The organism is Arthrobacter sp. TmtSoilC77 (genome assembly GCF_059739415.1).
In genome coordinates this window covers 3,023,023-3,041,102 of record NZ_AP046050.1, presented here as the reverse complement: position 1 = coordinate 3,041,102, position 18,080 = coordinate 3,023,023, and the positions used below count along the sequence as shown (strand labels likewise).

Here is an 18,080-nt window from a genome sequence, read left to right as displayed (position 1 = left end):
ACGCCGGACGGCCTGTCTGCGCTTTTTTGTCGGTGCCCACAGTTAGCTTGAAAATATGCGGTTACTCCATACCTCCGATTGGCATCTCGGCCGGTCATTCCACGGCGTTGGCATGCTTGAAGCCCAGCGCGGTTTTGTGGACCAGCTCGTGTCCTTCGTGGAAGCGAAGTCTGTAGACGTTGTCCTCATTGCGGGTGACGTCTATGATCGCGCCCTGCCTGGACTGGATGTCGTCAAACTTCTCGACGACGCCTTGGTGCGCATTACCCAAGCCGGGGCCACCGTAGTGCTCACCAGCGGCAACCACGATTCCGCCATTCGGCTCGGATTCGCGTCACGCTTGCTCGAACGCGGCGGCGTTCACCTCAGGACAAGGGTCGAGGACCTGGATGTTCCCGTGCTTGTTCCCTTCGGAAAAGATGGGGAGAGCAGCGCGACACTTGCTGTCTATGGGATTCCCTATTTGGAACCGCGGCTCGTCGCGGAGCGGCTGGAGGTGGAGACCGCGAGTCATTTCGAGGTCACCCGTGAAGCAACCGAGCGGATTCGGCGCGACCTCCAGGACCGCCGTGCATCGGGCGCAGTGCATCCGGTGGTCCTTGCACACACTTTTGCCAGCGGAGGTATCACTTCGGACAGTGAACGGGACTTGAGCATCGGAGGGCTGGGCGCCGTGCCGTTGGATCTCTTCGAGGACTTTGCGTACGCGGCACTCGGCCACCTGCACGGCAGGCAGGAACTGGCCCCGAATGTCCGCTACTCCGGCTCCCCACTGGCGTATTCGTTCTCCGAAGCCAAACATTGCAAGGGGGCGTGGTTGGTGGACATCGATGCCGATGGAAGCGTTGCTGTCCAGGAAGTACTTTGGGAAGCTGCCAAGAGCCTGGCCGTGTTGAGGGGCAAGCTGAACGATCTCCTTGAATCCAGCGAGCACTCCTGGGCCGAAGCTGCCTATTGCCAAATCACGCTCACGGATGCCGAACGGCCCGTCCAGGCAATGGAGCAGCTCCGAACCCGCTTCCCTGACACCTTGGTCCTGTCCTTTGAACCCGAGGGTGCCGGGACCAAAGAAAAAGCCAGCTACAGCAGCAGGCTGGCAGCAGCCCAGGACGACCTCGAGGTCTGCTGCGGATTCCTGGAACACGTTCGGGAACGCAGTCCTGGATCTGCGGAAGAAGCTGCCCTGCGCGCCGCCCTTGAGGCCGTGCGGCTGGAGGAGGCTGAACTGTGAGAATCCATCGACTCGAAATTGAGGCTTTCGGGCCTTTTGCGACTTCGCAACACATTGATTTCGACCAACTCAGTGCCCAGGGTTTGTTTCTGCTCAACGGCGCCACCGGGGCCGGCAAGACCAGCATCCTGGACGCCATCTGTTTCGCCCTCTATGGTTCCGTTCCGGGTGCACGCCAGGAAGGTAAGCGCCTTCGCAGCGATCATGCAGCGCCGGGTGCTGAACCGCGTGTCGTGTGCGAATTCTCCGCGCGGGGCAGGCGTTTCGAAGTCAGCCGTTCCCCGGCATGGGAACGCCCCAGCGCGCGGGGCCGGAACGGCTTCACCACCCAACAAGCCAAGACCCTGCTGCGGGAGTGGGTTTCCGGAGTCTGGGAGGAAAAATCTTCGCGGAATGACGAAGTCGGCGCCGAGCTTTCCGAGCTTTTGGGTATGGACCGGGACCAGTTCACGCGCGTTGTGATGCTTCCCCAAGGTGACTTTGCGGCTTTCCTGCGCTCCAAAGCCAACGATCGGCTCGAGCTCCTCCAGAAGCTCTTTGGGACGCAGCGCTTCGAGTCCGTGGAGAAGCACATTGCGCGGCAGGCGGCCGAAGCTTCGCGCGCCGTGCAGGACAATGCGGCCGAACTGAAGATGCTGCTTGACAGGGCAGCCGCAGAACGGGAACAGCTTGGCCTTGCCGATGCGCCGGCAAATGTGGAGACGGCTGTCGAGGCGCCAGAGGCATGGTTCGCGGTCTTGGAGATGGAGCTGCTGGAAGAAGCCGGGCGACGTAAAGACGAGGCCACTGCGGCTGATGCACGGGCCGTACGGCTTGCGGAACAACTTCAGGAGGACCAGGAGAAGGCCCAACGGCATGCCAGGCTCGCTGCTGGAATGCAGCGGCGTGTTCTGCATGAATTAGCTGCAGCGCGGGCACTGGAGAACAAGGAAAAGCTGGGAGGACATCGTCGTGCGGCCGTCCTTGGGGGACAACTGGACGCCGTGGAGGCCACGGAACGTAAGTTCCGTTCGGCCTTGGAGGAGAGGGACAGCTCCCGGGAGCAGCTTGAATCCAAAGGTTTGGATGCTGCACATCCTGTTGCTGCGCTTGAGACAGTAAAGACCACCCTCGCCGTCCTCGAAGCCCGGCTTCCAGATGAACGGCGCATGGAAGAGGTGGCCACGCGGCTCGCAGCCAAGCGACAAGAACACTCAAGCCACCTGGCGGCCGCCCAGGCAGCAGCAGAGTCCCTGCAACACCTTCGAGCCGAGGAAGCGGCGGTGAAGACGGGGATGGAAGCACTGGAACCCTCGGCTGCACGGATCGAAGACCTGGAACGGGAGGCGGCCGCTGCGGCCGAACTGGTGTCGGTTGTGTCCCGTCATGAAGCTGCCGCCGCCGGGTTGCAGGACGTCACTGAGCGCCACGCCCGTGCCCGCAACAAAACGCAGGACCTCAGGCAAGCATGGCTTGACATGAGGGAGGCGCGCTTGGCCAATGCGGCCGGTGAACTCGCGGCAGCCCTTGTGCCTGGACAGCCTTGCGCCGTTTGTGGCAGCAACGAGCATCCGAATCCCGCGGCCGCAGCTCGTTCTGCACTTTCCATCGCCCAGGAAGAGGAAGAAGCCAGCAAACTATTTGAAGCCAGCGAGAAAGCTCTGGGACGCATCGCGGAGGAGGTATCAAGAGCCGCGCAGCTGCTGGCGGGCCTGGCTGCCCAGGGTGGCTCCGCAGATCCAGAGGAATCAGCCGCCCGCTTGGTCGCATCCGAAGCTGCGGCGACCGAAGCCCGAAAGGCCTCTGTCGCGTTGGAGAAGCTCCGCAAAGAGCATGAGGGTCTCATCAAACGCATGACCCTCCTGCAAGAGGAACATGCCGCTTCAACGAATGCCGCAGTGCAAGCAAGCTCTGCTGTCGAGTTACTCCAGGAACAGTATCTTGCGCTTGAAAACGAGCTGGCCGGCCTGGGACAGGGCTTCGCCAGCCTTCGTGAGAGGGCAGAAGCTCTCACCTCCCAGGGTTTGTTGCTTCAGGCTGCCGTAGATGCCGCGAACGAACTCGAACGTGCCGCAGCTGCGCGCCTGGAGGCGCTTGCTGCCTTGGAACGGGCACTGCCCGGGTCCGGTTTTTCATCGGTCGAGGATGTGCGTCGCCAGCTCATGCCACCGTCGGATGTTGTGGCATTGGAGAACGCACTCGCGGATTTCGAGGCCGAAGCTGCCCGGCTGGATGAGCTGTTTGCCGCCGAGGAACTCGTCATGGCAGCGAAGGAAGTCAGCATCGGCGAGCTTCCCCTGCCGGAGGACGAGCTCAGCGTCGCCAGGACTGGGGCTGCCCGTGCCATGGACGCGGCAAAGGCACTTGCGCTTTCCGCGGGGCTCGCACATAAAGCAGTCCAGTCTGTGCAGAGGATCCGCGCCGAGTATCAAAAGCTGGCCGAGGCGGGGAGGGAACCGCGCGAGCATGCCATCTTGTTGGGTGGGCTTGCAGACACCCTTCGTGGCGCAGGGGATAACAGTTACCGCATGAGCTTGAACAGCTATGTCCTGGCTGCCCGGCTGGAGCAGGTGGCCATCGCAGCTTCGGAGAGGCTGGTTGCCATGAGCGATGGCCGCTACACGTTGCAACACACCGACGCCCGGGCGGCACGCAACCAGAAATCAGGTCTCGGACTGGAAGTGGTGGATGAATGGACGGGCCAGCGTCGTGACACATCCACGCTCTCAGGCGGAGAATCCTTCATGGCCTCCTTGTCATTGGCCCTGGGCCTGGCTGACGTTGTACAGCAGGAGGCCGGTGGAGTGGATATTGAGACGCTCTTCGTCGATGAAGGGTTCGGAAGCCTGGACGAGCAAGCATTGGAACAGGTCATGGACGCCTTGGAGGGGCTGCGCGACGGCGGCAGGGTTGTCGGGCTGGTCAGCCATGTCGCAGAAATGAAGCAACGCATCAGCAGTCAGCTGCACGTGATCAAGGGCAGGCATGGTTCCTCGGTGGTTGTTGCCGAAGAAATGCCTGCCTGAGCCCGGATCCTATAGACTTGATCCGTTACACCGGGTTGCGCGCATCGGGAGGAGGGACGATGCGCAGACTTTAGCGAACCCGGAACAATGGAAAAATCTTCTTTGGCTTCCAAGCCACTGCCTTCACATCAGACCCCAACGCCGTCCACCAACCGGTCCCGCCTGCCCGGAAGGTTCGCGCGGCTGCCTGAGCTCGCAGGGCCGGGGTTCCTGCCTCTCGGCCTCTTCGCAAGACTTCCGTTGGCAATGCTCACCGTGGGTACATTGACCTTGGTAACAGCGGTGAGTCATTCCTACGCAATTGGCGGCATGGCTGCCGGAGCAGTGGGTATCGGGTCAGCAGTGGGAGCTCCCGTCCTCGGGTCGTTGGCCGATCGTGCCGGCCAGCGCATCGTTTTGCTCGTTGCGGCAGTTGTTAACACTCTGGCCGTCCTCGGCCTTCTTGCCGCCGCCTATATGACCCCAACTTCTGCCTCCGTGCTGGACGCTGCGGGCGTGCTAGTGGCAGGTTTCCTGGCCGGGGCGAGCTGCCCGCAGGTCGGCCCCATGGCCCGTGTTCGCTGGATGGCGCTGACCACCCGGAACCTGTCATCGGTCCGCATGGCCACTGTTTCCACGAAGGATGCTCCTGCAGCAGGAGCGGGAGTGCCGGCGAACGGAGGCCGGAGCGTGGCGGCCAGCCGTGCCGATCTGGACACGGCACTTTCCTACGAGGGCACTGCTGACGAGATTACGTTCGTGCTCGGACCTGCCCTGGTTGGAATTCTGGCCAGCCTCATTGCTCCTTGGCTGCCTTTGGCGTTGGCAGCGCTCATGACCATCACCCTTGTACCCGCCTTCGCCGTCCACCCCAGCCAAAATGCCGTGGTGCCGGCACCCCGTAAGGCTGCTGCCGCCGTCGTGGGTAATTCCCGTGAACGTGCAGCAAAGCGAGGGGGTCGCCGGGCGGGCGCGGTTGTGGCTGTGCCGGTTGTGGCAATGGTGTGCATGGGCACGTTTTTTGGTGCTACGCAGAATGCCCTGAGCGCCTTTTCTGCCCAGTACGCTACGGCGGAAATTGCCGGCCTCCTGTACTCCGTCATGGGCTTGAGCTCAGCCGTGGCGGCGCTGTCCGTTGCGTTCTGGCCGCAGCGTTTCAGCCTTGCCGCCCGATGGGTAGCAGCTGCCTTGGCGATGTCCTTGTTCGCACTGTTGTTGCTGGTTCCTGCAGGCATTTGGCCCATGGTGTTCGTGCTGCTTTTGCTGGGCATCCCGGTGGGACCAGTCATGGTCACGGTGTTCAGCATCGGTGGCGTGGTTGCCCCGGCCGGCCGGATGGCCACGGTGATGACGGCCCTTGCCAGTGGGATCGTGGCCGGTACCGCGCTTGGTTCCTACCTTGCCGGGCAGTTGGCGCAGGCGCAGGGGCCTGGTGCAGCCTTCGTCGTGTCCATGGCTGCCGCAGCGGGCTTGTTCGTGCTTGGAGTTCTGACTTACCTGGTCATGAAGCGTCAGCCTCAGTCGTAGTCCAGTGCTCCGGCGAGGGAGCGGGCCATTAGCTCCACAAGGCGCATTGACCGTTCTTCGTCGGGGTCGGCCAGATGCTGCATGCTGATGCCGTCTATACCGGAGATGAAGAGGCGGGTGACGTCCTCAAGATTGTGGGGGACTGGCTCGCCGGCGGCATCTGCCGCGCCCCGGAACAGTTTCAGGGTTGAACTGACCCAGCCGTCGTACATGGAGCGGTTCATCAGCAGGGCCTGGGGCTGGTCATCGGCCTCGACGCGGAATCGCCGGAGCAAAAGCTCGAAGGTGGTCACCTGCTCATGCGGATTCTCCAGCATGCGCGTCCAGATTCGCCGGGCGTGGGCTCCGATCATATGGCGCAGGCCCAATCCGGGATCAGCCACTGGTTCCAATGCCTTCGCATAATCGCGGCTGAGGAAGTTGTAGACCTCTTCCAGAAGCTCGTCCTTGCTACGGAAACAGTAGTGGAGTGCCGCAAGCGGCGCGTCGGCTTCACTGGCGATCCGGCGCGTTGTAGCCGAGGCGAGCCCATCCTGGGCAATGACCCGTGCCGCAGCCTCAACAAACTGCAGCCGCCTTGCTTCGGCGGGAACCCTGGCCATCCGCGCCCCTTCCTGTCCTTAGTCATATCCGTGATCAGGCACGCTGATCATCGGTCTCATCGATCCTAGGCGTTCTGCGCCCGGGCTGGCTCCTGGCAATGCCGTGGAGCCTTTGGAAAGACCCCTGAAAAGAATTTTACCGGAAAACCTAGTCAAGTGACCCAGTCAGACGACATACTTCTTTCTAGAACGTTGTTGTCTGCATCACATGGGATGCAATGACCTGAGGAGAACCGATGCAAGAACTTGCCGATCTGGTGATCGTCAATGCCTCGGTCCACACGATGGACCCGGCAAAACCGGACCGGATGTCAGACGCCCTGGCCATCAGGGATGGACGCATTCTGGCACTCGGAGGCACGGACACTGCGAGGGCGGTTGGGCCCGGCACCGTGGTTGTGGATGCCGCCGGAGGCGCTCTCATTCCCGCAATCAATGACGCCCACCTGCATTTCGTTTCGGCGGCAATGGCCGCATTTGGCTACGTGCGGCTGGATCCATCAATCGCACCGGATTGGGCGGCCGTGGTGGACATCATCAACAGGGCGCCAGCAGGGGAGGACGGCTGGGTTCGTGCGCATGGTTGGGACGAGGCGCTGCTCGGACCAGCAAGCGGATATTTGCTGGATTGCCGCCCCGGTACACCGGTGGTTGCGTTCGACCGCACAGGCCATCAACTTCTCGCCAATAGTGAAGCGCTGCGTCGGGCGGGCATCACTGCTGCTACGGCAGACATCGACGGTGGCACAGTGGTGCGGGCCGGCGATGGCAGCCCAACTGGCCTTCTCCAGGACGGCGCCATGCAACTGGTTTCAAAGATGATGCCACCGGTGCCGAACGCGACGCTTCGCCCTGCGCTGCTGCAATTGCAGGAACAGTTGCACTCGCTGGGCATTACGTCGCTGACAGATCCGGGTTTGGGCCCTGCCAGTGCCGGACTAATGGACGGTGCGGGCTCGACGGCGGCACTTGAGTTACTCGGCGACCTCGCCGCAGCTGGTGAACTGACACTAAGGATCAATGTCCTGATGCTGTTCGCGGGGACCGGGGGAGCCGATGCGAAGGCCATCGACGAGGGCCTGCGAAGCGGACTGGCCAACACCTACGTGAACAGGGGCATCGATCCGGAGCAGCTGCGGATTGCCGGCGTCAAGATTTTCGCCGACGGCATTCCGCGCAGTGGTACCGCGTGGATGAGCGAACCATATGGAAACGCCTGCACGCATGGCCACCTGGTGATCCAAGGTGCCGATGACGCCCACAGAGTTGCCGAACTCCACCGGATACTTCGGCTTATCAACGACGCGGGACTGCAGGCAGGAGTCCATGCAACGGGCGACGCCGCCACATCCGCGGCCGTGGAAGCGATTGTGGCGGCGGCCGATGGAACCGCTGAAGCCGGCTCCAAAGTGGCAGGAAATCGCCACTACATCATCCATGGCGCCTTCACGGATACCGAAACCCTGGCCACCATGGCTTCCCACCACATCGGCTACAGCACCAACCCGCTGATCCGCGAGGAAGCCGGGGACATGATGCGCCAGGTACTGGGCGAGGAACGGTTCTCCCGCCACCAGCCTCTGCATTCCGCTCTGGAGGCCGGCGTGCACTTCAACCTGGCCTCCGACGCTCCCGTAACCAGTCCCGACTGGCGCCGGACTGTGGCGGCTGCTGTTCGTCGTGCCACCCGCTCCACGCCAGGCAACCCCGGCGATCCTGAACGGATCACCGGACTCCAAGCGCTCACTGCCATGACCATAGGCGCAGCTTGGCAAGACCACGCAGAACATTTCAAAGGAGCACTGATACCGGGAATGGCCGCAGATCTTTGCCTGCTGTCAAACCCTTGGCCGGATGACGAGGAGATCGAGAAGCTCCTCGACGCCGAGGTCAGGCTCACCCTGAGCGGTGGCCGCATAGTCCACCAATCCAACAGCTAGAACAAAACCCCTCCGTTCCAACCATTTCGCGATTCAAGGAGCACCACATGCGACGCAGTTTTCCTTTGGCACTGGCCGCAGTCCTGTCCATGGCACTTGCTGCCTGCGGCGGCGGGTCAGGCCCGGCTTCCACCCCGGCCGCTGACGGGACCACCACACTGAAGGTGGGTACCATCGGTATCGGATCCGATGCCGCGATCCAGCTCGCCATCAACAAGGGCTACTTCAAGGAACAGGGTCTCAACGTCGAGACTTCCGTTATTGCCAACCCTCCCGCCGGTATTGCAGCTGCCCAGAGCGGCCAGATCGATCTCACCTATACACCCTCCATCCCGCTGCTGAATGCGCTGAGCCAGAACGTGCCACTGAAGATCATCGCTGCTGCTGATGGCTATAAAGACGGCGCAGGGAAATCCAGCGACCTCAACAGGGTCGATGACACAGGGCTCCTGGTCCAGCAGGCATCGTCGATCTCCCGGCCAAAAGACCTCGAAGGCAAGAGCGTCAGCGTCCCGGCCCGCAAGGCACAACTGGAAGTCACCGTCAGCAAGCTCGTCAAGGACGACGGCGGCGATCCCGCGAAGGTGAACTGGATGGTCCTGGACCCTTCATCGGCCCTTCAATCCCTGAACTCGGGACGCGTCGATGCAGCGTCGCTCGTTGCACCTTTCACGTCGAAGGCGATGTCCGAGGGCAACAGGCTGCTGGCATCGCCGGGCGTCGAATTCTTTGAACAGGGCGCAATCGGCCTCTGGGTTTCGGGTGCCAACACCGTGAAATCCAAGGAGAAGGCCTTGCAGGGTTTCAAGGCAGCTATCTATAAGGCCAATGCCTACGCCAATGGCCACATCGAAGAGGCACAGCAACTCAGCGCCGAGATCACCAAGACACCGCTGGACGTCGTCAAATCAGGAGCAGTGAACTACTGGCCTGAGGACGTCCGCACGGAGGACATTGAAAGGGCCAACAAGAACCTTGCGGACCTCGGTTTCCTGAGTGCACCCGTGAAGCTGCCGGGCGATCTTGTCTTCGGAAAGTAGGCGCGAACCGAACATGGGAGGCTCATTATGAAAGGGTCCATCCGCCCATTGACCTTCAGTGCGCTGGGCATTGCGGCAGCGCTGGTCATCTGGCAGGTCCTTGCCGAGGCAAAGGTGGCAGGAAATGCCCTGCCGCCAGCCACCACTGTTTTCAGCACCCTGGCAACCATCCTGGGGACGGCTACGTTCTGGTCCTCGTTGGGAGCCACGATCGGGATCGCCCTGCTCGCGCTGGCTTTGTCCGCGGTGGCAGGCGTCATCCTGGGCCTGCTTGTCGGGACTTTTGAGACCGTCAGGTTCGCTACCTTGGCGGTGCTGGAGTTCCTGAAGCCCGTTCCGCCCATCGTCATTCTTCCCTTGGCGGTGCTGGTACTGGGCCCAACCGGAGAGATGTCCTTGTTCCTGGTGGTGTTCGGCTGCCTCCTCCCGATCGTCATGCAGACTGTCGACGGAGTCCAGAGCACCGATCCCGTTGCCAGGGACACTGCCCGCTCCTACGGCATGCGCGAGCCCGAAATCCTGGCCCGCGTGGTCCTGCCCAGCGCCATGCCTTACATCGGAACCGCCATGCGGGTTGCTGCCCCGGCCGCCTTGGTGGTCACTGTGGTAGCGGGTCTGCTCGGCGGTGGCCCGGGCCTGGGCCAAAGCATTTACCAAGCCCAGGCGGCCGGTGATTACGCCAGCCTCTACGGCCTGGTGATCGTCCTGGGCGTTCTGGGCCTCCTGTTCCAAGGTGCCACGCGGCTGGCCGAGCGCCGTGTCCTGCACTGGCATGAGTCCTACCGTGAAGTGGTGCCGTGATGAGAAACCCCACAATGAGAAATTGGTTGATCGGCGCCGGAGCGCCCGTGCTGTTGTTGGTGGCTTGGTGGTTCCTGTCCGAGAGCTCCCTTGACCCCTTCTTCCCGCCGTTGCGCACCATCGTTGGCCGGTTCCAGGAGCTCTGGCTCTTTGAGCACTTCCAGTCAGATGTGCTGCTGAGCCTGGGAAACCTGTTCCTGGGATTTGCCATCGCAGCCTTTGCGGGGATTGCCATCGGGTTCGTGACGGCTCTTGTTCCCCCGGTTCGCTGGATGGTGGATCCGTTGATCCACTTCCTTCGGGGAATACCGCCGGTTGCCCTGGTGCCGATCTTTATTTCCCTCATTGGATTCGGCACCCAGATGCGCGTGACCAGCATCGCGCTGGCGGCGCTGTTCCCAACGATGATCGCCACCGTGGACGGTATCCGTGGGGTGGGCAACGACCTCATGGATGTGGCGAGGGTCTATAGGCTGACCCGGAAGGAGCGCGTCCTGAACGTCCTGCTTCCCGCGGCCGCGCCGCAAATCTTCTCCGGCTTGCAGGTCAGCCTGCAGGTTGCCTTCATCGTGATGATCGCCAGCGAGATGCTGGGCAGTTCCCAAGGCATTGGAGCCATGACGCTGCTCGCGCAGCAGAGCTTCATGACAGCGGACATGTGGGCCGGGATCCTGCTCCTGGGCGTCATCGGATTCCTTGTCAATGTCCTCTTCAGCCTGCTCAGGCGCAAGGTCCTCTCCTGGTACATCGGCTCACGGCGCATGGCGCGTGCAGCATGAGCATCCGACAGGCCCCGAGCCTTTCCACCCGAAACAGAAAGTCCGCCATGGCACAGCAACCAGAAACCCGCATCAACGCGACCACTCCACGGTTGGACGTGGCTCACCTGGCCAAGAGCTACGGGAGTGGCGAAAAATCCCATGCAGTCATCGAAGACCTTACTTTCACCGTGGATGCCGGCGAGGTTGTCTGCATCGTCGGTCCCTCCGGCGTCGGAAAGACGACCCTCCTGAAATGCCTGGCCGGGCTTCATCCGGCCAGCAGCGGACGGGCGGCTATCGATGGCCGTACCATCAGTGGCCCACCGCCGGAAATGGCGCTGGTTTTCCAGGACTACAACCGTTCGCTCATGCCGTGGCTGACGGTCAGGAAGAACCTCGTTCTTCCTTTGCGGCACCTCAAGTTGCCCGCAGCGGAACTGAAAGAACGCTGCGACAGCGCACTGGCCGCCGTCGGGCTTTCCCACGCCGACAACCAATACCCGTGGCAGTTATCCGGCGGCATGCAGCAGCGTGTGGCGATTGCCCGTGCCCTCGCATACCGGCCGGAGATCCTTATCATGGACGAGCCCTTCGCTTCGGTGGACGCACAGACACGCTTCGACCTCGAAGACCTGTGCCTGAAGATCAGGAAGGACTTCAACATGACCATTCTGGTGGTGACCCATGACATCGACGAGGCCGTCTATCTGGCAGACCGCGTTGTGGTCCTGGGCTCCAAGCCGGCCCGCGTCCTGAAGATCGTCGACGTCGACCTGCCGGCTCCGCGCGACCAGATCACCACGCGCTCGCTTCCGGAGTTCGCACGCCAGCGCACGGAAGTGCTGTCCCTCATCAAGAGGCCGGTATGACGCGGGAGCGCGGCAGTGCCGCCAAGGGCAGGCCCAACGTCCTGTTCTTCATCGCGGACCAATTGCGGGCCGACCACTTGGGCTTCGGTGGCAATCATGTCGTCCGGACGCCCAACCTTGATGCGCTCGCAGCCCGGAGCGTGGTATTCGAGAATGCGACGGTGGCGAACCCTACCTGCATGCCCAACAGGGCCAGCTTGATGACTGGCCGGTGGCCTTCGTCGCACGGGACGCGCTGCAATGGAATCACGTTGGATCCGTTGACGCAGACTGTTCCCGGATCTTTGGCAGCCGGCGGTTACCGCACTGTGGGAGTAGGAAAACTGCACCACCAAAACATGGGGTGGGAGTTTGAGCCGCACCAGGCCAAGGAGATCCGGAGTACCGATCCGATGCTCCTGGATCCAACAGTTGGTGACGCCCGCCGGCCCGGCTACGCTCCCGGTTGGGATCAGTGGGAGAACCGGGAGGCGCACGATAAACGCTTCATCGGGCTCCCTGCCGACTACTACGGCTACCAACACGTGGACCTCGTCATTGGTCATGGGGACCGGCCCGGAGGCCACTATGTCCATTGGGCCAGGGAACGTGGCGTCGACCCCGAAACGCTGGGAGGTGCAGGCAACTCCGCCAGCCGGTATGGCGGATGGGACCAGGTGTACCAGACAGCCATTCCCCCTGAAGTGCATCCCACCAGCTATGTGGGCGAGAAGGCAATCGAGCATCTGAAGGACGCGGCGGGCCAGGACCAGCCCTTCTTCATGTTTGTCTCCTTCCCTGATCCCCACCACCCCTTTTCACCCCCGGCAGGCTACTCGGACCTCTACGATCCTGGTGCGTTGCCCCTGCCGCTGGGATTCGACCAGGATCACTCGGCGTCTCCGGCGCATATCCAGGCAATGATGGAACACCGGGGCCATCCGAACCCGGACCCCACCATGACCTGGGCAGCAACGGAGGAACAATACAAGCATGCGGCGGCGGCACAATACGGCCTGATCACCATGATGGACGAGCACATCGGCCGAGTCCTGGACGAGCTTGATCGCCAAGGCCTGGCCGAGGACACCATCATCGTTTTCACCAGTGACCACGGAGACTTGTTTGGCGACCACGGCCTCATGCTCAAGCATTTTGTCCACTACCGTGCGGTGACGAATGTTCCCTTGATCGTGCACGTTCCGGGCATCCCGGCGGCCCGCACCCAGGCCCTCGTTTCCAGTGCCGACCTGGCGCCAACCTTGCTCGAGCTCACCGGCTCGACGCCCTACCGGGGTATCCAGGGCCGTTCCCTGGTTCCTCTGCTGCAAGGATCTGCGCAGAGGCACCGGGATGCTTTGCTGGTGGAGGAAGAGCAGCCATTCGGACTCGATGGACTCCCCGGGCCGGTGAGGATGCGGACGGTCATCACAGCAGAGGGCAGGCTGACGCTTTACTTCGGTACCGACGTCGCCGAACTGTACGATCACCGCACAGACCCCGGCGAACTGCTCAACCGGGCCGGTGATCCTGCCTTCGCCGGGTTGGAGGGGCGCCTGCTGCGGGCAATGCTGAACGAGATGGCTGCCGTGGCAGATGAAGGCACAGCTCCGACGGCGGCAGCCTAGTCATTTGCCCGGCATGCCACCGTTAGTGGCTGTTGCGGTAGCCGGTGGGGGAATTGCCGAACGCAGCCCGGAAGATCCGGCTGAAGTGGGCTGCGTCAGTGAATCCCCACCGCGCCGCAATCGCCGTGACCGGTCGGTCTGCCAAAACAGGGTCCAGGAGGTCGCGCCTGCAGCGTTCGAGCCTGCGCTGCCGGATGGATGAGGCCACGGTGGTGCCGATCTCCTGGAAAAGATCGTGCAAGTGCCTGGTGGAGATGTAGTGGGCGGCGGCTATGGTTCCCGGGGAAAGTTCGGGGTCACCCAGATTGGCCTCGATGTAGTCGTGGATCCGGCCCAGAAGGAGGAGGTGGGGATCGCGGCCGGTCTCGATGAGCTGGTCCAGTTCGCCGTTGAACAGGGTAGTGACGAGATCCAGTGCGTTGTGGACCAAGCGGAGGCCATTGGCCCCTGAAAGGGCTTCGAGGTTATCGGCAAGCCTGACGAGGAAGGGGCTGATGAGCTCGCCAAGGCCTTCATTCCCAGGTATCCGGAGGGCGGTTACGTGGCCCATGGCTTCGGCGGGCAAGTCAAGGAGGACGTGCGGGAACATCAGCACCAAAGTGCGGAAGTCGTCGTCGAACGTTAGTTGGTAAGGGCGGGAGGTGTCATAGATGGCGAGGTCCCCGGGACCGAGCACGGCTTCGCGTTCGTCCTGAACCAGGCGGCCAGAGCCGGAGAGTTGGATGCTGAGCTTGAAGAACCGTCCGGTGGACTTGGCGATCAGCTCAGGCGTTCGCAGGACCGTATGGGGACCAGCCGTAACTTCGACCACGGAAATTTGCCCCAGGACCCTGGCCCGCATGGTCCCGTGGAAGTGGTTGTCTTTGGGATGTTCAGGGCCTTTGGCCAGTAATGGCACGAAGGATGCTGAGATGGCCCGGCTCCATTCCTGGAATGAATCCGCCACCACTGTGTGCACGGTTGCGGGGCCGGTCTCAGCCGCGACGGTCATCAAATTCCCTTTCAATGCCCGCCGTACCTGATGGCGCCGGTACTGAATGCCACCAGCGCGGACGTGAGCTTGCCCACGATTCTACACCGGGGGACTTTACGAGGGCTGTGCTTGCGTGCACTGACAAACACCTTGCCGTGTGAGACAAGTCACGCGGTGCCTTGGCGGAGGAAGATTGCGGAATGACCCACACCGTGCCGCGCAATCTCCGTCCGGCACCGAGGCAGGAGCACAACCAATGAGCGTGGATAACCCCGTTAAGCGCAAGATCGCCGGGCCCGCAGACACCAAGAGGCGTCTGGGCGTCCCGGCCGTGACCTTCATGATTATTGCGGCCTCCGCGCCGCTGACCGTCCTTGCGGGCGGGGTGACCACCACCTTCGCTGTCACCGGGGTGACAGGAGTCCCGCTTTCGTTCCTGATCCTCGGCGGGATCCTGGCACTGTTCGCAGTAGGGTACGCGGCCATGAGCCGTTATGTCACCAACGCCGGCGCCTTCTACGCCTACATTGCCCAAGGCATTTCAAGGCCGGCCGGTGTGGGAGCCTCGCTGGTCGCCTTGATGGCCTACAACCTTATGCAGGTAGGCATCTATGGGCTCTTCGGCTTCACCGTCTCCTCACTGCTCTCGGCAAGGCTGGGCATCAGCGTTCCCTGGTGGATCCCAGTGCTGGTCTGCATCGCAATTGTCGGCTGGCTGGGAGTTAACCGGGTGGATCTCTCGGCAAAAGTGCTGGGCGTCCTGGTGGCCCTGGAATTCCTGGTGGTCATCGCCTATGACGTCATCTGCCTTGCCGTGGCACCTGAAGGAGTGTCTGCAGGCTCGTTCAGCCCCGAAAGCCTGTTCGTCCCCGGCATCGGCGCAGTCCTTTCCTTCGGAATCGCCGCCTTCATGGGCTTTGAATCGGCGGCCATCTATGGCGAAGAGTCAAAAGATCCCCAGCGAACCGTTGCCCGTGCTACCTTCGCAGCGGTTGCCATCATCGCCCTCTTCTATGCCGCCTCCGCTTGGGCAATGACCGTCGGTGCAGGCCCATCTGCAGTCATTGAAACAGCCACCAACAGTGGCCCGGACATGATCTTCGCCTTCCTGGGCACCAACGGAGGCGTGCTGTTGAGTGATATCGCGCAGATCCTGTTCGTGACCAGCCTTTTCGCCGCCTTGGTCAGCTTCCACAACGCAGTGGCGCGATACTTCTTCTCGCTGGGCCGGGAGCGCGTCATCCCACCGTTCTTCGCAGCAGTCCGCACAGGGAGTGGCGCACCCTTTGCGGGGTCGCTGGCGCAAACGGTGATTGCCGTCGTCGTGACTGTTGCCTTCGCCATCGCGGGATCAGGTTCTGAACTTGGTGAACTGTATCCCGTGCTGACCATGTTCACCTGGCTGACAAACAGCGGTGCCATGGGGCTGGTCCTGCTCATGACCGTAGTGTCCGCCGCAGTGATTGGCTTCTTCCGCCGGAACCGGCATGGTGCCAGCCTGTGGGTGCGGGTTGTTGCGCCCGGCCTTGGCTTTGTTTTCCTGGCGGTAGTGTTTGTGCTCATCCTTGCCAACTTCAACGTCCTTCTCGGCCAGACGGAATCGACGGCGGCAACATTCGTCCTGCCGCTGGTAGTGCTTCTGCCGGGCCTGGTGGGAATCGCGTGGGGGCTGCGCCTGCGGCGCTCGCAGCCCGGACTCTATGCCCGGATCGGCCACGGCTCCGAAGACTGAGACTGTTTCGAAGACTGAGACTGTTCCGTACGCGGAAGCACCGCACGAAAGAAAGCCCCGGCGGGTGACCAGTTCAATCTGGTGCCGGGGCTTTCTTTCGTGTCTTGTTGCTGTGATTGATTCGAGCCGGGCCAGCTACACCGAAGGGTCAAGCTCCGGGCTGTGGTGGGTGATGCTGATCAACCGGCCGCGGGCGCCGAACGTGAAATGCACAGGCTTGGTGCCAGCCTCATCCCAGCCGAAAAGGCTGCCATGTGAGCGGATTGCTTTGGGGCTCCGATGATCGGCTATGGTCACGGAGCCGCACGGGATGACCTTTTCGCGCCAGGTAAAGACGAAAATTCCGGGCCGGATTTCGAAGACGGTATTGGAATCGGTGTCTGCGAGGCCCCGCTCCGGTCCGGCGAGGCACTGCCAGGTGTACCAGGTAGGGCTGAGGTAGATGTGTTCGTAGGCGTGGGCATCGCTGTACACCCATTCGACGCGCCGCCCGATCAGGCCTGTGCTCTCCGCGATGGGTGTTCCATTGGCGCTGAAACCTTCGAGGGTGCCGGGGCGGAAATCGTGCTGGACTGCCGTTGAGCCGGGGGATGCGTGTCCCAGAAGAGCGCCGACGTAGAGCGCGCGTCCGTTGGCGAGGTCCAGGATCAAGGAAACGGCGAGGCCTTCCTCCACAGGACTGTGCCATTGGGCGTAGTAGAGCTCATCGGCTACGAGGAAGGCCTCGTAGGATGCCGTCCCGCTGTTTCCGGCCGCAGCCCATTGGACTTCTTCGTCATCAAAGCTGAACGTCATGGGCACGCCATCGCTGCGGACGGCAAATTCCCGTCCCGCCAGGTCCTGGACGGTGGGGGCTTTGTTGGCATCGAAGCCGGGCGCCAAACCGTCCAGGGGCAGCCAGCTGGAGGTATCAAGAAGATTCAGGCTCATGGGTTCCTTCTCAGTGCTCGACGAAACGAAGGACAGGAAAATTCCTGCCCTTCTTCGAGTATTGGGTTCCCGCGGCTGTGGGTCTTGTGCTGTGGGGCAGGGCACTTGACCCAGAAGGAATGCCTGGCCTGCGGAGGAGGGGTTCAGGCCAACTGGCTCTCGATGCGCATGGCGCTGGCAGCCAACTCCTTACCCACGGCGTCGGCGTCCTGGTCGAGGCGGATATAGACGACGGCGATTGCGGCCGGCCGTCCGCCCGGGACGTGGATGGGAGCGGCGATTGATGACAACCCGGCGATCACTTCATCGTGGCTGGTGGCGTAGCCGATGCGTCGGGCTTCGTGCGCCTCGGGGCGGTAGGGGATACCTGCTCCTACCTGACGCCAACGGTCCTCGGTCATGGTCGATTGGATGGCGATGCCGGGTGCGCCAATACCTATAGGGTGGCGGCTTCCGGGATGCTGGGCGAGTGCGGCGCCTGAATGCCGGGGTTCCACGGTGACCAGCGTGACGCATTCCTGGTGGTCCCAAACTGCCAGGAAAGCGGTCATGTGCAGGGTATTCGCCAGCTGGGTGAGCTCTGGAAGGGCAGCTGTTTGCAGGTTGCTGGAGACCCCACGTGCCAGGACGGCCAGTCCGGGGCCGGGCTGGACGCGGCCTGAATCGTCCCTGATCAACAGCGAGTGGTCTTCCAACGTCCGGAGGATGCGGTAGGCAACAGAACGGTGCACTCCCAGGGCTTCGGCGAGTTCAGCAATGCTAAGCGGGCGTTCGGCTTCGGCAAGGATCTCCAGTGCACGGATTCCCCGTGAGAGGGTTTGCGACGGCGGCGCCTGGGTTGCTGCTTCCTGCGGACTTTTGACGTCGCTGCGGGGACTCATGCAAACCATCCTATGTTGGCGGGTGACGGCATGCGGCGGTCAACTCTTGTGTTGCACACCTCATCAAGATATCGTTCCATATACGAATTGACTATTCAACTATAGAACAATTGTGTTCTTGAGCAGCATTTTTCCCGTTGTGGCGGGATAAAGGCTGTGCGCTGGGTCACGGTATGTAGTAGTCTTTCCTAACTGACCGTTC

The 18,080-nt window shown here is 62.2% G+C and carries 14 protein-coding genes; 10 read left to right on the top strand and 4 right to left on the bottom strand.

Annotated features, from left to right (window positions below):
• The first annotated feature begins 55 nt into the window (after positions 1-55).
• From AC6I99_RS13990 to AC6I99_RS13980, 3 genes are all read left to right on the top strand, one after another.
• Complete coding sequence (locus AC6I99_RS13990; RefSeq protein ID WP_497961138.1) at positions 56-1,231, top strand: exonuclease SbcCD subunit D; 1,176 nt, start codon at positions 56-58, stop codon at positions 1,229-1,231.
• Positions 1,228-4,236, top strand: a complete 3,009-nt coding sequence (locus AC6I99_RS13985) for an AAA family ATPase (RefSeq protein ID WP_309929059.1) — start codon at positions 1,228-1,230, stop codon at positions 4,234-4,236. Before AC6I99_RS13990 ends, AC6I99_RS13985 begins: the two co-directional genes overlap by 4 nt.
• Before the next feature lie 87 nt (positions 4,237-4,323).
• A complete protein-coding gene (locus AC6I99_RS13980) occupies positions 4,324-5,742 on the top strand; it encodes an MFS transporter (RefSeq protein WP_224164644.1) in 1,419 nt (472 codons plus the stop codon).
• Here AC6I99_RS13980 and AC6I99_RS13975 read toward each other — a convergent pair.
• Positions 5,733-6,344, bottom strand: coding sequence for a TetR/AcrR family transcriptional regulator (locus AC6I99_RS13975; RefSeq protein ID WP_497961137.1), 612 nt, complete (start codon positions 6,342-6,344; stop codon positions 5,733-5,735). The genes AC6I99_RS13980 and AC6I99_RS13975 overlap by 10 nt on opposite strands.
• Positions 6,345-6,580: 236 nt before the next feature.
• Here AC6I99_RS13975 and AC6I99_RS13970 point away from each other — a divergent pair, with 236 nt between their 5' ends.
• The 6 genes from AC6I99_RS13970 to AC6I99_RS13945 are packed head-to-tail and all read left to right on the top strand — an operon-like array spanning position 6,581 to position 13,362.
• The gene (locus AC6I99_RS13970; RefSeq protein WP_497961136.1) at positions 6,581-8,284 is read left to right on the top strand and encodes an amidohydrolase; all 1,704 of its coding nucleotides are present in this window, start codon (positions 6,581-6,583) and stop codon (positions 8,282-8,284) included.
• Positions 8,285-8,331: 47 nt separating this feature from the next.
• On the top strand, positions 8,332-9,324 hold the full coding sequence (locus AC6I99_RS13965; protein WP_497961135.1) for an ABC transporter substrate-binding protein: 993 nt from the start codon (positions 8,332-8,334) through the stop codon (positions 9,322-9,324).
• 27 nt (positions 9,325-9,351) lie between these two features.
• Positions 9,352-10,125, top strand: coding sequence for an ABC transporter permease (locus AC6I99_RS13960; protein WP_224090898.1), 774 nt, complete (start codon positions 9,352-9,354; stop codon positions 10,123-10,125).
• Positions 10,125-10,904 carry an ABC transporter permease gene (locus tag AC6I99_RS13955; protein WP_497944853.1) on the top strand — a complete coding sequence of 260 codons (780 nt, stop codon included), beginning with the start codon at positions 10,125-10,127 and terminating at the stop codon, positions 10,902-10,904. Before AC6I99_RS13960 ends, AC6I99_RS13955 begins: the two co-directional genes overlap by 1 nt.
• Positions 10,901-11,755 (top strand): ABC transporter ATP-binding protein, encoded by an 855-nt coding sequence (locus AC6I99_RS13950; RefSeq protein ID WP_224090894.1) that lies wholly within the window; start codon positions 10,901-10,903, stop codon positions 11,753-11,755. The genes AC6I99_RS13955 and AC6I99_RS13950 overlap by 4 nt, the downstream gene beginning before the upstream one ends.
• Positions 11,752-13,362 (top strand): sulfatase-like hydrolase/transferase, encoded by a 1,611-nt coding sequence (locus AC6I99_RS13945; protein WP_497961134.1) that lies wholly within the window; start codon positions 11,752-11,754, stop codon positions 13,360-13,362. Before AC6I99_RS13950 ends, AC6I99_RS13945 begins: the two co-directional genes overlap by 4 nt.
• A 22-nt stretch (positions 13,363-13,384) precedes the next feature.
• On the opposite strand, the gene AC6I99_RS13940 is transcribed toward AC6I99_RS13945, so the two are convergent.
• Positions 13,385-14,353, bottom strand: a complete 969-nt coding sequence (locus tag AC6I99_RS13940) for an AraC-like ligand-binding domain-containing protein (protein WP_224090890.1) — start codon at positions 14,351-14,353, stop codon at positions 13,385-13,387.
• Between the two features lie 238 nt (positions 14,354-14,591).
• Here AC6I99_RS13940 and AC6I99_RS13935 point away from each other — a divergent pair, with 238 nt between their 5' ends.
• Positions 14,592-16,067, top strand: coding sequence for an APC family permease (locus AC6I99_RS13935; RefSeq protein WP_497961133.1), 1,476 nt, complete (start codon positions 14,592-14,594; stop codon positions 16,065-16,067).
• 135 nt (positions 16,068-16,202) lie between these two features.
• Here the strand turns inward: AC6I99_RS13935 and AC6I99_RS13930 are convergent, their stop codons facing one another.
• Together AC6I99_RS13930 and AC6I99_RS13925 are read right to left on the bottom strand one after the other, a co-directional pair.
• Positions 16,203-16,997 (bottom strand): MoaF C-terminal domain-containing protein, encoded by a 795-nt coding sequence (locus AC6I99_RS13930; protein WP_497961132.1) that lies wholly within the window; start codon positions 16,995-16,997, stop codon positions 16,203-16,205.
• A 143-nt stretch (positions 16,998-17,140) separates the two neighbouring features.
• Entirely contained in the window at positions 17,141-17,887 is a 747-nt protein-coding gene (locus tag AC6I99_RS13925) for an IclR family transcriptional regulator (protein WP_224164634.1), read from the bottom strand.
• Positions 17,888-18,080 lie beyond the last annotated feature (193 nt).

Excerpts from the sequence above, each read along its gene's own strand:
- AC6I99_RS13990 (WP_497961138.1), top strand. The coding sequence starts at position 56 with ATGCGGTTACTCCATACCTCCGATTGGCATCTCGGCCGGTCATTCCAC.
- AC6I99_RS13980 (WP_224164644.1), top strand. The coding sequence starts at position 4,324 with ATGGAAAAATCTTCTTTGGCTTCCAAGCCACTGCCTTCACATCAGACC.
- AC6I99_RS13975 (WP_497961137.1), bottom strand. The coding sequence starts at position 6,344 with ATGGCCAGGGTTCCCGCCGAAGCAAGGCGGCTGCAGTTTGTTGAGGCT.
- AC6I99_RS13970 (WP_497961136.1), top strand. The coding sequence starts at position 6,581 with ATGCAAGAACTTGCCGATCTGGTGATCGTCAATGCCTCGGTCCACACG.
- AC6I99_RS13965 (WP_497961135.1), top strand. The coding sequence starts at position 8,332 with ATGCGACGCAGTTTTCCTTTGGCACTGGCCGCAGTCCTGTCCATGGCA.
- AC6I99_RS13960 (WP_224090898.1), top strand. The coding sequence starts at position 9,352 with ATGAAAGGGTCCATCCGCCCATTGACCTTCAGTGCGCTGGGCATTGCG.
- AC6I99_RS13955 (WP_497944853.1), top strand. The coding sequence starts at position 10,125 with ATGAGAAACCCCACAATGAGAAATTGGTTGATCGGCGCCGGAGCGCCC.
- AC6I99_RS13950 (WP_224090894.1), top strand. The coding sequence starts at position 10,901 with ATGAGCATCCGACAGGCCCCGAGCCTTTCCACCCGAAACAGAAAGTCC.
- AC6I99_RS13945 (WP_497961134.1), top strand. The coding sequence starts at position 11,752 with ATGACGCGGGAGCGCGGCAGTGCCGCCAAGGGCAGGCCCAACGTCCTG.
- AC6I99_RS13940 (WP_224090890.1), bottom strand. The coding sequence starts at position 14,353 with ATGACCGTCGCGGCTGAGACCGGCCCCGCAACCGTGCACACAGTGGTG.
- AC6I99_RS13935 (WP_497961133.1), top strand. The coding sequence starts at position 14,592 with ATGAGCGTGGATAACCCCGTTAAGCGCAAGATCGCCGGGCCCGCAGAC.
- AC6I99_RS13930 (WP_497961132.1), bottom strand. The coding sequence starts at position 16,997 with ATGAGCCTGAATCTTCTTGATACCTCCAGCTGGCTGCCCCTGGACGGT.
- AC6I99_RS13925 (WP_224164634.1), bottom strand. The coding sequence starts at position 17,887 with ATGGTTTGCATGAGTCCCCGCAGCGACGTCAAAAGTCCGCAGGAAGCA.